This window comes from Pseudomonas sp. GV071 (genome assembly GCF_003050835.1).
Lineage (GTDB): Bacteria > Pseudomonadota > Gammaproteobacteria > Pseudomonadales > Pseudomonadaceae > Aquipseudomonas.
On record NZ_QAOJ01000001.1, the window covers coordinates 675,798 to 689,399 of the forward strand.

Annotated in this window: 12 protein-coding genes; 8 read left to right on the forward strand and 4 right to left on the reverse strand. The window is 62.3% G+C overall.

All coding sequences use genetic code 11. The features are described from left to right. The 6 genes from C8K61_RS03000 to C8K61_RS03025 all read left to right on the forward strand — a co-directional run bounded on the left by C8K61_RS03000 (window position 1) and on the right by C8K61_RS03025 (window position 7,547). Window positions 1–1,014 carry an ABC transporter permease gene (locus C8K61_RS03000; protein ID WP_371919964.1) on the forward strand — a complete coding sequence of 338 codons (1,014 nt, stop codon included), beginning with the start codon at window positions 1–3 and terminating at the stop codon, window positions 1,012–1,014. Between the two features lie 27 nt (window positions 1,015–1,041). Beyond that, on the forward strand, window positions 1,042–2,085 hold the full coding sequence (locus C8K61_RS03005; protein ID WP_108094680.1) for a substrate-binding domain-containing protein: 1,044 nt from the start codon (window positions 1,042–1,044) through the stop codon (window positions 2,083–2,085). A 10-nt stretch (window positions 2,086–2,095) separates the two neighbouring features. Further along, on the forward strand, window positions 2,096–2,761 hold the full coding sequence (locus C8K61_RS03010) for a sulfite oxidase-like oxidoreductase (protein ID WP_108094897.1): 666 nt from the start codon (window positions 2,096–2,098) through the stop codon (window positions 2,759–2,761). A gap of 510 nt (window positions 2,762–3,271) precedes the next feature. Continuing rightward, window positions 3,272–5,653, forward strand: a complete 2,382-nt coding sequence (locus tag C8K61_RS03015; protein ID WP_108094681.1) for a TonB-dependent siderophore receptor — start codon at window positions 3,272–3,274, stop codon at window positions 5,651–5,653. A 71-nt stretch (window positions 5,654–5,724) separates the two neighbouring features. Next, complete coding sequence (locus C8K61_RS03020; protein ID WP_108094682.1) at window positions 5,725–7,089, forward strand: APC family permease; 1,365 nt, start codon at window positions 5,725–5,727, stop codon at window positions 7,087–7,089. Further along, window positions 7,086–7,547, forward strand: a complete 462-nt coding sequence (locus C8K61_RS03025) for a DUF3574 domain-containing protein (protein WP_108094683.1) — start codon at window positions 7,086–7,088, stop codon at window positions 7,545–7,547. Before C8K61_RS03020 ends, C8K61_RS03025 begins: the two co-directional genes overlap by 4 nt. Window positions 7,548–7,587: 40 nt before the next feature. Here the strand turns inward: C8K61_RS03025 and speE are convergent, their stop codons facing one another. The 4 genes from speE to C8K61_RS03045 all read right to left on the reverse strand — a co-directional run bounded on the left by speE (window position 7,588) and on the right by C8K61_RS03045 (window position 11,244). Then, window positions 7,588–8,436: a polyamine aminopropyltransferase gene (gene speE, locus C8K61_RS03030; protein WP_108094684.1), complete on the reverse strand. Its 849-nt coding sequence runs from the start codon at window positions 8,434–8,436 to the stop codon at window positions 7,588–7,590. Next, on the reverse strand, window positions 8,436–8,897 hold the full coding sequence (locus tag C8K61_RS03035) for a DUF3574 domain-containing protein (RefSeq protein ID WP_108094685.1): 462 nt from the start codon (window positions 8,895–8,897) through the stop codon (window positions 8,436–8,438). The genes speE and C8K61_RS03035 overlap by 1 nt, the downstream gene beginning before the upstream one ends. 158 nt (window positions 8,898–9,055) lie before the next feature. Further along, window positions 9,056–10,639 (reverse strand): rhodanese homology domain-containing protein, encoded by a 1,584-nt coding sequence (locus C8K61_RS03040; protein ID WP_108094686.1) that lies wholly within the window; start codon window positions 10,637–10,639, stop codon window positions 9,056–9,058. Further along, window positions 10,636–11,244 carry a cysteine dioxygenase gene (locus C8K61_RS03045; protein ID WP_108094687.1) on the reverse strand — a complete coding sequence of 203 codons (609 nt, stop codon included), beginning with the start codon at window positions 11,242–11,244 and terminating at the stop codon, window positions 10,636–10,638. The genes C8K61_RS03040 and C8K61_RS03045 overlap by 4 nt, the downstream gene beginning before the upstream one ends. Before the next feature lie 96 nt (window positions 11,245–11,340). On the opposite strand from C8K61_RS03045, the gene C8K61_RS03050 reads away from it, so the two are divergent. After that, window positions 11,341–12,231: a LysR family transcriptional regulator gene (locus C8K61_RS03050; protein WP_108094688.1), complete on the forward strand. Its 891-nt coding sequence runs from the start codon at window positions 11,341–11,343 to the stop codon at window positions 12,229–12,231. 578 nt (window positions 12,232–12,809) lie between these two features. Continuing rightward, the gene (locus C8K61_RS03060) at window positions 12,810–13,601 is read left to right on the forward strand and encodes an ABC transporter permease (protein ID WP_108094690.1); all 792 of its coding nucleotides are present in this window, start codon (window positions 12,810–12,812) and stop codon (window positions 13,599–13,601) included. Window position 13,602: the final 1 nt, after the last annotated feature.

Here is a 13,602-nt window from a genome sequence, read left to right on the forward strand (position 1 = left end):
ATTGCTTCAACCCCTGCTCACACGCCACTGGGCCAGACCCTGCTGCGCCTGGCGATTCACTACGGCCTGCTGTTGGTGCTGGCCTTGGTGGTGGTGCTGTTCGCGGTACTGGAGCCGGCGTTTTTACGGGTTGGCAACCTGTTCATCATTCTGCAGTCGGTGTCCATCGTTGCGCTGCTGGCCCTGGGGGTGACGCTGACCATGGCGGTTGGCGGCCTCGACCTGTCGATTGGCGCGGTGGCGGCGATGAGCCTGATGTGCGCCAGCTACGTGATGGTGGTTCTCGGTTGGGGGCCGCTACCGGCGGTGCTGATCAGCCTCGGCGCCGGTGCCTTGGTCGGCGTGCTCAATGGCTTTCTGATTGTGCGTATGGGCGTGCCGGACATTCTCGCCACCCTCGGCAGCATGTTTCTGGTGATCGGCGTGCAGCTGATTCCCACCGGCGGCCGCTCGATTGCGGTGGGCATGACCCTGCCCAATGGCGACGAAGCCATCGGCAGTTTCAGCAGCGCCTTTCTCGCCCTCGGCCGCGCGCGGCTGTGGGACACGGTGCCGGTTCCGGTGCTGGTGATGGCGGTGATCGCCGTGCTGGTCTGGGCGTTTCTTGAGCGCACCCGTTTTGGCCGGGTGCTGTACGCCATCGGTGGCAACGAGCGCGCTGCGCGTCTGGCCGGGGCGCCGGTGCAGCGCTACAAATTTCTCGCCTATGTGTTGTCGGCGGTGCTGGCGGCCTTGGGCGGTTTGCTGTTGGCGGCGCGTTTGGGGCGTGGCGATGTCAGCTCCGGCAATGGCTTGGTGCTGGACGCCCTGGGCGCCGCGTTGATTGGCTTTGCCGTGCTCGGTGCGCGCAAGCCCAACGCCTTCGGCACCCTGGTCGGCGCGCTGCTGGTGGCCACCTTACTCAACGGCCTGACCATGCTCAACGCGCCGTATTACGCCCAGGATTTCGTCAAAGGCGCAGTGTTGGTTCTGGCGCTGATGTTCACTTTTGGTTTGGCGCCGCGTGCGCGCTAGGCCGTATTTTCCAAGAAGGATGTGTCCATGCGAGCTGTAATCCGCACCGTGTTGAGCGCCACCCTGGCGTTGTCCCTGGCCGGCGCCGTTCAGGCCGCCGGCATCACCGGTGCGCCGGCGCCGTTCGATAAGGGTGGGGTGAAAATCGCCCTGGTTGGTTTCCTGTTTGCCGGCGATTTCCCCGAGGCTTATCTGCGCGGCGTCGAGAAGCAAGCCAAAGCCCTGGACGTCGACCTGCGCCTGTTCGATGCCCGTCAGCAAGCCGCTACCCAGCGCGAAATGCTCGAGCAGGCCATCGACCTTGGCGTCGACGGCATCATCGTGCAGCTGGGCCTGGCCGAAACCCTGAAAGACACCGTCGATAAAGCGGTGGCCAAGGGCATCAAAGTGGTGGCGTTCGACATCGACCTGGGCAACCCCAAGGTCACCCAGATCGAGCAGGACCACCACCAGCTGGCGCGCCTGGCGCTGGACCAGGCGCTGCAAGACAACGGCACCGCGTTTGAGGCCGGGTATGTGTTTATCGGCGGCTTCACGCCCATGGAGCGTCGTGACGAAATCTGGCGGGAAGTGAAAGCGGCCAACCCTGGCATCGTTGAAAAGGCCCGCTTCGGCACCCTTAACCCGCCGATTGCCAACTCGGTGGCCGACCAGGCCAGCGCCGTGCTGCGCGCCAACCCTGAGCTGAAAGTGATTTTTGCGCCGTTCGACGAGTTCGCCAAAGGCGCCAAGATCGCTGTCGACGAGGCCGGCTTGAACAAGCAGGTGAAGATCTACAGCGCCGACATTTCCACCGCCGATATCCAGATCATGAAAGAGCCGGACAGCGCCTGGGTCGCCACCGCCGCCGTGAACCCGGAAGTGGCCGGCGCCATCAGCGTGCGCAGCCTGGCCCTGCAGATTGCCGGGCAGAGCCCAGGTGAGCACGTACTGGTGCCACCGACCCTGATTACCCGCAAGCAACTGCTGGAACTGGATGTGAAAAACGTCCGTGACCTGGCGCAGAAAGTCCCGGCCTTTGGCGATGCTGCGGGCGTGGCGCAGGCGCCGTGGATTCCAGTGGCCAACTGAAATGAGCCAACTGCATAACAAGGCGGCGCGGCTGCGCAAGGGCAGGGCGGTGGTCAGCGACCCGGCCCATGGCCGACGGTTGCCACCGGGGCAGGTGCTGACCGAGCGCTTTCCGATTCTGCATGAAGGCGAGGTGCCCGCTTATGACCTGGGCAACTGGTCGCTGAGCCTCGAAGGTCTGGGCCCGCAGGTGCTGAGCCTGAGCTACGACGACTTGCTGCGCCTGCCGCAGACCCGGGTGCAGTGCGACATTCACTGCGTCACCCGCTGGTCGAAGTTCGACACCCACTGGTACGGCGTGCACCTGCGCGACGTGCTGGCGGCGCTACAGGTGGAGCCGAGCGGGCGGTTTGTCATGGCCCATGCCGACCACGACTACCAGGCCAATATCAGCCTGCAGGACCTGCTGCATGCCGACAGTCTGCTGGCCCTCGGATACAACGAGCAGCCGCTGACCCCGCAACATGGTTGGCCACTGCGTTTGTTGGTGGCGGGGCGCTATTTCTGGAAGAGCGCGAAATGGTTGCGGCGGCTGGAATTTACCGACGTCGAAACGCCAGGGTTCTGGGAGCGCAATGGCTTTCACCTGCATGCCGATCCGTTTTCCGAACAACGGTTTTCCGGCGAGGCGTTGGATATTCCCGAAGATGAGTGGGAGCGGAAGGCGTTCGATTGAAGATATAGAGTTAGCCAGTTTAAAAGCTCGCGGCTAAAGCCCCTCCCACATTAATTGAGTAATTCTGTGGGAGGGGCTTTAGCCGCGATGCTTTTTATTGTTTTTGCAGGATCGATTATTCAACTTTTGGCAACTTTAAACTGTTGCTCCAGCAACATGTGTTGCTGCACCAACAGCAACTTTGTAGCGAATTCTACGAATTCTTATCGCGATATAACCTAAGCGTTATTTGGTATTTTGCCCGTTCGTCGGCCTCGTCTAGGATCGCACTCAGGAACCCTATCGGGGCATGGATGCCCGTCTAATCAGCTAAGAGTTCGAGCCGCAGCGCTATACCCGCCGGACTCGAAACGTTCTGCCAGGGTTGCACGATATTCACCGTTTTATTGATCAGGCCCGTTTAACGGGTCGCGGTTTTTATCGGCCCGAATAAACCAGTTAACACAATAGCCAGAACAAGTAAGCCGTCACCAAGCGGCTGGTTCATAAGTGCGTTAGGGAGTAGTTCGCATGTTTCGCCGTTCATTGATTAGCGTCGCTGTAGTTGCGGCATTTGCCCATGTGCCGGTGTATGCCGACGACACCACCACCAGCGCCGAGGACACCCGCCTGGGCACCGTGCTGGTCACCGGTACCCGCGCAAAAAATCGCACCGTGCTCGACTCGCCCGTGCCGGTTGACGTGCTCACCGCCGACGACATCAAAGCCACCGGCGCCAGCAACGGCGAACTGGGGCAGGCCCTGGCTACCCTGTTGCCGTCGTTCAACTTCCCGCGCCAATCCAACTCCGGCGGCGCCGACCATGTGCGCGCCGCGCAACTGCGTGGCATGAGCCCGGACCAGGTGCTGGTATTGGTCAACGGCAAACGCCGGCACACCTCGGCGCTGGTCAATGACTCGTCGAAAATCGGCCGCGGCACTGCGCCGGTCGACTTCAACTCGATCCCCATCAGCGCGATCAAACGCATCGAAGTGCTGCGTGACGGCGCCGGTGCGCAATACGGTTCCGACGCCATTGCCGGGGTGATCAACATCATCCTCGACGACGCCCCGCAAGGCGGCGAAGTGTCCACCACCTATGGCGGTTACTACACCCACCAGGACGCCATCGGCGAACGTACCTACGACGGACAGAACACCTTCACCAGCGCCAAGGCTGGCACCAAGCTCGGTGAGGACGGTGGCTTTGTGCGTGGCGGTGCCGAATACAAAGACCGTAACCCGACCAACCGCGCCGGCTATGACGGTTTTGACGACGCACCGGAGCAGCGCAACTACGTCATGGGCGACGGCGCCCTGCAGGACATCAATACCTGGTTCAACAGCGAGCTGCCGATTGGCGATGCCAAGGCCTATGCCTTTGGTACCTACAACAAGCGCCACACCACCGGTGCCGAGTTCTACCGCTACGGCTACGAGCAGCCGGCGTTCTACCCCAATGGCTTCCTGCCGCAGTCGATTGGCGACAATCAGGACATCTCCCTCAACGGCGGCTTCAAAGGCATGATCGGCGAGCAGTGGGACTACGACGCCAGCCTGACCCACGGCCGCAACATTTTCGAATCGGCCACCCGCCGCACCCTCAACGCCTCGCTGGGTGCTGATTCGCCAACCCGTTTTGACACCGGCGACTACGAGCTGCGCCAGTCGGTGGGCAACCTCGATTTCAACCGTGAACTGGAACTGGCGGGGCGCTCGTTCGTGCTGGCGGTGGGCGGTGAATACCGCTACGAAAATTACATCACCACGGCGGGCGACGAAGCCTCCTATGTCGGCACCGGTGCCGATGGCGCCAGTGGTCTGCGCCCGAGTGAAGAGTCGGATATCGACCGCAATGTGTTCGGCACTTATGCCGAGCTGTCGGGGGATGTCACCGACCGTCTGTTCGTCGACCTGGCCACCCGCTGGGAACGTTATGACGACGCCGGCAGCAAGCTTACCGGCAAGCTCAGCGGGCGTTACAAGCTGACCGAAATCTTCGCCGTGCGCGGTGCGGTATCGAACAACTTCCGTGCGCCGTCGCTGGCCCAGGTGGGCTTCCAGCACACCACCAGCAACTTCGGCACCGGCGGCACGCTGACCGATATCCGTGTGCTGTCGGTGAACGACCCGATTGCCAAAGCCCTGGGCGCCGAAGACCTCGACCCGGAAACCTCGAAGAACTTCAGCATTGGCCTGACCGCCAAGTTCACCGACAACTTCGACGCCTCGCTCGACGTATTCCGCATCGACGTCAAAGACCGCATCACCCTGTCCCAGCGCATCGGCAGCGACGCCATGGAGCAGTACATCCTCGACAACTTCGGCCAGGCCGGCGTGCACGACGTGAACTTCTTCACCAACGCCGCCGACACCAAAACCGACGGCGCGGAGCTGGTGCTCAACTACCACCAGCCGTTCGCCTCGGGCGAGCTGGGCCTGAGCACCGCGTACACCTACAACCACACCAAAGTCACCAGCACCAAAGGCACGCCGGAGCAGTTGGCCGCCCTGGGCGTTGGCGACGATGCGCTGGTGGGCGTGGAGGAGCGCAACACCCTCACCGACGCCGCACCCAAGGACCGCTTCGTGTTCTCCACCACCTGGAGCAACGACAGCTGGAACCTGCTGGCCCGTCTTACTCGCCAAGGCTCGACCACCCGCGTGTTCGACTTCGGTGATGGCGACCACCCGGAGCAGACCTACAACGCCGTGTGGCAAGTGGATACCGAGGTGGCCTACAAATTCACCCCGCAATTCTCCGTGGCCCTGGGTGGCAACAACATCTTCGACAAGTACCCGGAGAAATCCAGCGACGAGATCAACTACGGCGGCAACCTGCCGTATGACGTGCTCTCGCCGGTTGGCAGCAACGGCGCCTACTACTACGCCCGCGCGACTTACGGGTTCTGATTGGGGGAAACGGCGGATATCCGCTACGCGGATATTCGCCGATACGCGGTTGCGGCTAAACCGAGGAATTTATGGACGCGCACAATCACGCCGGTCCCAAGCGCCATATCGGGGTGTTCCAGGCCCTGCTGGTCACCCTGGGCATGGTGATCACCACCGACATTCTGAAAACCGCGCCCACCGTGGCGTTGAATGTCGGCCCTGAACATTTCTATTGGGTGTGGGTGCTCGGCGGGCTGTTGTCGATGGTCGGCGCGCTGTGTTTTGCCGAGATGGCCACGGCCTTTCCGCACCCCGGTGGCGACTACCACTTTCTGCAACGCAGCTACGGCGAGCGGGTGGGGTTTCTGTTCGCCTGGTCGCGTTTTGCCGTGCTGCACACCGGTTGGATCGCGTTGTCGGCGTTCCTTTTTGGTGACTATTTCAACGCCGTGCTGCCCCTAGGCAGCCACGGTTCAGCCCTGTATGCCGGCGGTTTGATCGCGGCACTGGTGCTGGTCAATTTGCTCGGGGTGCGCGTGGGTTTTGCCACCCAGACGGTGCTGGTCAGTTTGCTCACCCTGGGCTTTTTCTCGATTGTTGCCGCTGGTGTCTGGCTGGCCTGGCAAGGCTTCGACGCGCCGCCGCCGGTATTCCCGGCGGAACCTGAGCAGACCGGCCTGGCGGGTTTTTCCGCGGCGATGATTTTTGTCTTTCTGGCCTTTGGCGGCTGGAGCGATGCGGCCACGCTGTCGGCGGAAGTGCGCGATGGGCGGCGTGGCATGTTTATCGCCATGCTCGGCGCCCTGGGCTTGTTGCTGGCCATTTATCTGGCGCTGAACTGGGCGTTTATCCGCGGCTTGGGCTTCGACGGTCTGGCGGCCAGCGCGGCGCCGGCGGTGGAATTGCTGTCGCGGGCGTTTGGCTCGTTCGGGGTGCTGATCATTCTGCTGGTGGTGGCGGTATCGGCCGTGGCGACGATCAATTCAACCCTGATGGTCGGCGCGCGCACCACCTATGCCGCGGCCCGCGATGTACCGCTGTTGCACCGCCTCGGGCAGTGGGACGACAGCCGCGGCGTACCGCGCCGGGCACTGCTGGCCGAGGGTGGCGTGGCCTTGCTGTTGGTGCTGTTCGGCAGCCTGGCCAACAGCGGTTTTAACGCCATGGTCGAGTACATGACCCCGGTCTATTGGTTCTTTCTGGCCCTGAGCAGCCTGGCGTTGATTCGCTTGCGCCGCCTGCACCCGGACGTGCCACGGCCGGTGCGCGTGCCGCTGTACCCCTGGTTGCCGCTGCTGTTTTTCGCCCTGTGCCTGTACATGCTGTGGTCGAGCCTGGCCTATGTCGGCTATGGCGCGTTGCTTGGCGTGGCGGTGCTGGCCTTGGGCGCGGTGCTGCAGCTGCTGTTGAGTTGGCGCAGTAGCAGCGCCGTTGCCGTGGAGGTAAGCCCATGAGGCGTTCCGACAAACTGGCGGCCGCCGCCCTGGTGGTGATTTTGGGCGGTGCTGCGGGTGTGCTGCACAGCTATGCCAGCAGTCCCACCCACCAGGTTGTGCATGAGCACACCCTGCAGCGCACCGAGCTGTACTTCGGCGCCATCGACACGGCGCAGTGGCAGCAGTTTTTAGCCGAGCAAGTGACGCCACGGTTTCCCGATGGTTTGAGCTGGTACGACGTCAACGGCCAATGGCGTGGGCCCAGTGGCCAGCCGGAAAAACTGCCGTCGCGGATTGTGCTGCTGATTCACGCCGACAACCCCGGCAACCGCCAGGCGTTGGCGGATATCGGTCGGTTGTTCAAGCAGCGGTTTGGCTTGGCCGTGTTGCAGGTAAGCAGCGTGGTACAGGCCAGCGATCCGGATTGGACCGAGGAGCGGGTTGAGGGGAATCAGCAACTGACCCCGACGCCCTAGAAGGCAAACCTCAATCCCGTAGGATCGTGGGTGGGCGGAGTTAGGGGTTGATCAATTCCAGCATGTACTGCGGCAACGCAAACGCTGCCTGGTGAATTTCGGCGTTGTAGTAGCGGGTACGCAAGCCACTGTCCTTGAAGCGCTGTTGCAGCGTGGCCAGTTCCGTCTGCCGGGCTTTGGCGCTGTTGCTGGCCCAACCAAAACTCATGCTGCCACCGATATAGGTCGGCACCGCTGCATGGAAAAACCCCCAGTCGCTGAAGGTCGCCGCCAGGCGTTGCGCGGTGTCGGTCAGCTCTAAGGGTTGCAGAAACGGCACGCCATTCTGGGTGGCGAGCACACCATCGGCGTTCAGACAGCGCTGGCAGTTGCGGTAGAACTCGCGGCTGAACAAGCTGGCAGCCGGGCCGATAGGGTCGGTGGAGTCGCTGATGATCAGGTCGAAACGCTCGGCACTGTTAGCGACGAAATCCAGGCCATCGGCGATCACCAGGCGCACCCTTGGATCGTCCAGGGCGCCGGCCGAATGCAGCGGCAAATGGGTGCGGCACAGCTCGATCACCGAGGCGTCGATCTCCACCGCAACAATCTCCTCGATACCGGCATGGCGCACGATCTCGCGCAGAATGCCGCCATCGCCGACGCCAATCACCAACACCCGACGCACCGCCCCATGGGCCAGAATCGGCACATGGGCGAGCATCTCGTGGTAGATAAATTCATCCGCTTCGGTGGTCTGCACCACGCCATCCAGGGCCATCACGCGGCCGAGCAGGGCGTTGCGAAAAATCACCAGGTGCTGCTGATCGGTGTGCCCTTCATAGAGCAATTCGTCTATCTGCACACGCTGGCCGTAACCGGCGTACAGGGTTTCCTGATAGTCGCTCATCAGAACGACACATCTGCCGGTTGCGACAGGCGCAGTACGGAAAGGTCGCCAGTGATGCGTTTGTAGGCCAGGCGAATGGCTTCGATGTTGGCGTTGTTCTGCGCGCTGTCTTCATGCAGCACCACGATCACTTTGGTGGCCAGGCGTTCCGGCTGCGTGGCGCCGTGGTCGCGCCACTGGCCGTAGGCGTCAAAGGCGGTAAAGCCGTCGGGGAAACGCGCGGTCACTTCCTGGTCGAGAAACTCGCGCCAGCGGGCCGGGCTTACGCTGCCAGGGCCGCCATCGATCAAGCCCACGGAGAAGTACAGCTCGGTGCGCACCCACTTGGCTTGCGCCGGGCGGCTGGCGTCGCCTTGCAGGGTGGAGCTGGCCGGGTTGGTGGTGTGCACCGACGCGGCAGGTTGCGCCGTGCAACCAACAAGGGCCAGAACCAGGGCGGGCAACAACAGGCGAGGCAACATGGCAGTGTCCTGAAAATAGCAAAAAGGGACCGGCACTATAGAAGCGCCTTTTAATTTCCTAAAAGACCTAAAAATTAGATTGTTAGCTGTTTATCGAATAAGCGCCGACGCGAGAAAACAGCCCTGAGCGGCGCCGGTCAGCGCCGCTCAAAGGGCGCTCAGATCACGTAAAAACCATGGGTGCCGTCGCGGCCCAATTGCGCCACCAGGCCATATTCCCAATCGAGGTAACCCTGCATGGCGGCCACCGGGTTGTCGGTGCCTTCATAGGGGCGGCGGTAGCGGTCGATGCGCGGCGAAGCGAGGTGCGTTTCACCCTGTTCCAAAGGCAGGCCGGCGGCAATCCAGGCGGCGGTGCCACCTTCCAGCAGATACACCGGCACCTGGGTCAAGGCCTGTAAATCGGTCACGGCAAAACGCGCGAGCAGGCTGCTGCCGCAGGTGAGGACATAACGCTTTGCCACTGGCAGTTGCTCCAGTGCTTCGCGCAGGTTGGCCCGTAGCAGCCAATGGGCACCGGGGATATGGCGTTTGACGTAGTTGGCGCTGGTGGTGAAATCCAGCACCAGGGTGCCGGGCGTCTGTTGCCAGTCGAGCAGGGTGTGCACGCTGATCCCGGGAACCTGCGCTTGCTCGGGCAATGGCGCTTGCCAGGCCCCGGTGGCGCTGAACCGCTCCGCCGGTTGCGGCGCCAGCACCCAGGTTTCCCAGCCCATTTGGGCCAGCCAGGAAGCGCTCATCTGTGCGCGTACGCCTTCACTGTCCACCAGCACCAGACGCGCCCCGCGCACGCTGGCGACGTGGTCGGTTTCCTGCACCAACTGGCCGCCTTCCACCCAACGTGCGCCGGGCAGGTGCCCAGCCTCATATTCGGCAGCGGTGCGTACATCGAACAGGTAGGTGCTGCGGCTGCTATCGGCCTGCCATTGCTGCAAGGTTTCCAGGCTGACCACGCCGACGCCGGCTTTTTCCGCCACCTGCTGCGCCGCTTCACGGGCGGCGCCGAGGTGGCTGGGCGGGGTCAGTTCGAAGCGACGGTTCTGCCCGTGCTCCAGGGTTTGCCCGGCCAGGGTCCAGCCGATGGTGCCGTTGCGCAGCGCCGCCACCTTATTGGGAATGCCGGCATTCACCAGCGACTGGGTGCCGATGATGCTGCGGGTGCGCCCGGCGCAATTGACGATCACCTGGGTGGCGGGGTTCGGCGCCAACTCACGCACGCGCAGCAGCAGCTCGGCACCCGGCACGCTGATGGAACCGGGAATATTCATGGTCTGGTATTCGTCAAAACGCCGCGCATCGAGCACCACCACATCGGCCTTGGCGGTCAGCAGCGCCTGTACCTCTTCCGCCGCCAGGGACGGGGTATGGCGCTGGCTTTCCACCAATTCGCCAAAGGCTTTGCTGGGCACATTGACGTCCTGGAACAGCTCGCCTCCGGCCGCCTGCCAGCCCTGCAAACCACCGGTCAGCAAGGCCACATCGGTGTAACCCAACTCGCGCAAACGCTCGACAGCGCGTTCGGCCAGGCCTTCGCCATTGTCGTAAACGGTGACCGGCGTATGGCGGTGCGGTACGCGGGCATACACCTCCAGCTCCAGTTTCGACAACGGCAGGTTGGCGGCAAACAGCGGGTGGGCTTCGGCAAATGGCGCTTCTTCGCGCACGTCCAGCAAGGCCAGTTCTTCACGGGCGAGCAGGGCGGTACGCAGGTCGGCATAACTACGGCGGGGGAAATCACTCATGGCGCGGGGTTCTCTTTCGACAGGTCCCAGATATTGGGCAAGTGGGCGTTGGAATAACCGGAGATAAAGGCCTTTTCAGTGCCGTCGGCCAGGTACACCGCGCGCTGGACCGCGCCAATGTTGCCGCCGTAGACATGGATGCTGATCGAGGTGCGGTCGTCGAAGGCATTGCGCACCTGGTGGATGTCACCAATGCGCGGTGACACCGCTTCCACCTGGCCCGGCAGCAAACGCTGCGGTGCGCCAAGGGCGTGCAGGGCGCCGCTGCTGTCGCGCTGAAAGGCCTGGGCATCTTCGGCGCCACGCAACATGCCGATCAGGCCCCATACCCGGTGGTCATGCACCGGTGTCGCCTGGCCCGGGCCCCAGACAAAACTGACCACGCTGAAGCGTTGCGCAGAGTCGACGTGCAGCACGTATTGTTGGTAGCGCTCGGGGCTGGGTTGGGCGAACTCGGCGGGCAGCCAGTCGTCGTGGCTGACCAGCTCGCTCAGCAGTTGTGCGCCGCGCTCCAGTACTTGTGGTTCCTGCGCTTGGGTTTGCAGCAGCTCGGCCAGAGCGCCGATAAAGCCGCGCAAGCGTGCGGGGTTGCTAATGTGTGCCATGGTTCCCTCCATTTGGTGATGTTGCTGTACACCCTGGAGGCGAAAGGTATTATTCTTATCTGGTATTTTTCCACTACTTTATTATGTGAAAAAAGAATGAAGATAGACGATATCGATGCATTCGTAGCGGTCATCCGTTGTCAGTCCATCAGCCAGGCCGCCGAAACCCTGCAACTGACCCAGCCGGCGATCACCCGGCGGGTGCAGAACTTCGAAGACGACCTGGGCGCCAACCTTCTGGACCGCAACACCAAACCCCTCAAGCCGACGTCGCTGGGCATGCGCGTGTACGAGCAGTGCCTCAACGTGCAGCGCGAAATGGGCGCCTTGCGTGAACTGGTGCTGAGCGACTCGGCGCCCACCGGCACCTTGCGCCTGGGCGTGCCGCAGACCATTGGCGATGTGGTGTTGCTGGATGCCCTCAGCCAACTGAAAACCCTCTACCCGGAACTGCAGGCGCAGGTCTCCACCGGGTGGGGCAGCCACCTGCTGGGCAAGATCGAGAACGGCGAATTGGATGCCGTGGCGGCGTTGTTTCCGGCGGGCAAGGTGTTCCCCGAAGGCATGGTCGGGCGCTCGCTGGCGCGGATGAATCTGGTGGTGGTGGCGGCCAAGGGCGAGGTGCGTAAACGCAGTTACAAGCTGGCCGATTGTTACCAGCGTGGCTGGGTGTTGAACCCGGATGGCTGTGGTTTTCGGGCCGGGTTGCAGCGCGCGCTGAGTGCGGAGGGGTTGTCGCTAAAGGTCAATCTGGAGACCTTTGGTACCGAGCTGCAGTTGGGGTTGATTGCCAATGGCTTGGGGTATGGTTTGGTGCCATTGCCGTTGTTGGAGAACAGTAGCCACCGGCAGCGGTTGGAGATTGTGCCGGTGAGTGATTTCAAGCCGGTGATTGATTTGTGGTTGGTGCATCCGCGGTTTTTGGGGAATTTGCAGGTGCCGGTTAGTGAGTTTGGGGAGATGGTGGCGCAGCGGGTGGGGGCGTAGGGCGAATATCCGCGCTAGCGGATATCCGCCGTTTCGGTGATTGCATTCATTTCCGCGTTTGCTGGGCGATCTGTTTCGCGCCTTACGCGCGACCTACTTTTCCAGTCGCGGCAAAGTAGGCAAAACGCTTGCCCCCACCTCGGGTCTTCGCTGCGCTACGACTTCCCTCACTCCATCGTTGCTCCGGGGGCCGACTAGGCGTCCCCGTCATAACAGGCCATCCATGGCCCGATGCTCCTTTCGCGGCTCCTGCCGCTCAACCCCCTGCGCAACGATTCCGTTCGGCCTTCGCCCAAGGGGCGGGTAGATCAAGAGCAGGATCACAGGCCAGATCACAAGCCAGATCAACAACTCGATCCCCTGTAGGAGCGGCTTCAGCCGCGATCCCTGGAAACGTTGGTCTCGCATATCTATCGTGATTAAATATTACTGATGCGCATAACGTAATCTACGATAAATGCGCAAAATACATATTAGCTTAGAATCAAAACGAATTTCACGACGGTTTCTTATGTAGTTAGCATGGCTTTGCTGTGGGCTGTTGTTGGGCTCCGTTTGCTGACTTTTAGGGAGATGTCATGTCGCTGCGATCGCATGTTCGCTGGCCGTTCTGGCGCAATCTGGGGGCGCGGTTGGTGAGCCCGTTGCTGTTGTTGCTGCTGTGGGAGGCGGCGTCGCAGAGTGGCTTGCTGCCCGCGCGGATCATTGCGGCGCCGAGCGCCATTGGCGGTACGTTGTGGCAGTTGCTGGTGAGCGGCGAGTTGGCGGGGCATTTGTGGGTGTCGTTGATTCGGGCGCTCAGTGGGCTGGCGATTGGCGTCAGTGTGGGTACTTCGCTGGCGTTGGTCGCAGGGTTGTCGCGCGGTGGTGAGTTGGCGATCGACTCGCCGATGCAGATGCTGCGGACCTTGCCGTTTCTGGCCATCGTGCCGTTGTTCATTTTGTGGTTCGGGGTCGGCGAGACGCCGAAGATCGCGCTGATCGCCCTGGGCACCACCTTTCCTATTTATCTCACCTTGTTTGCCGGCATCCGTGGCCTCGATCCGAAGCTGATCGAGGCGGCCACGCTGTTTGGCCTCAACCGCCGCGAGCGGGTCTGGCACGTGATTCTGCCGGGGGCCTTGCCGTCGTTTTTTGTCGGGCTGCGCTATGCCTTTGGCATCAGTTGGCTGGGGCTGGTGGTGGTTGAGCAGATCAATGCCACGGCCGGTATCGGTTACCTGGTCAACGACGCCCGCGACTTTATGCGCACTGACGTCATCGTGATCTGCCTGCTGGTGTACAGCGTGCTGGGCCTGGGCATCGATGCCCTGGTGCGTGGGCTCGAGCGTTTCACCCTGGCCTGGCGGCCAGCGTTTATTGGGAGTTGAA

Bases quoted from the DNA above. Each gene is read 5' to 3' on its own strand.
- C8K61_RS03005 (WP_108094680.1), top strand. From the start codon at position 1,042: ATGCGAGCTGTAATCCGCACCGTGTTGAGCGCCACCCTGGCGTTGTCC.
- C8K61_RS03060 (WP_108094690.1), top strand. From the start codon at position 12,810: ATGTCGCTGCGATCGCATGTTCGCTGGCCGTTCTGGCGCAATCTGGGG.
- C8K61_RS03040 (WP_108094686.1), bottom strand. From the start codon at position 10,639: ATGAGTGATTTCCCCCGCCGTAGTTATGCCGACCTGCGTACCGCCCTG.
- C8K61_RS03050 (WP_108094688.1), top strand. From the start codon at position 11,341: ATGAAGATAGACGATATCGATGCATTCGTAGCGGTCATCCGTTGTCAG.
- C8K61_RS03015 (WP_108094681.1), top strand. From the start codon at position 3,272: ATGTTTCGCCGTTCATTGATTAGCGTCGCTGTAGTTGCGGCATTTGCC.
- C8K61_RS03020 (WP_108094682.1), top strand. From the start codon at position 5,725: ATGGACGCGCACAATCACGCCGGTCCCAAGCGCCATATCGGGGTGTTC.
- C8K61_RS03045 (WP_108094687.1), bottom strand. From the start codon at position 11,244: ATGGCACACATTAGCAACCCCGCACGCTTGCGCGGCTTTATCGGCGCT.
- C8K61_RS03035 (WP_108094685.1), bottom strand. From the start codon at position 8,897: ATGTTGCCTCGCCTGTTGTTGCCCGCCCTGGTTCTGGCCCTTGTTGGT.
- speE (WP_108094684.1), bottom strand. From the start codon at position 8,436: ATGAGCGACTATCAGGAAACCCTGTACGCCGGTTACGGCCAGCGTGTG.
- C8K61_RS03025 (WP_108094683.1), top strand. From the start codon at position 7,086: ATGAGGCGTTCCGACAAACTGGCGGCCGCCGCCCTGGTGGTGATTTTG.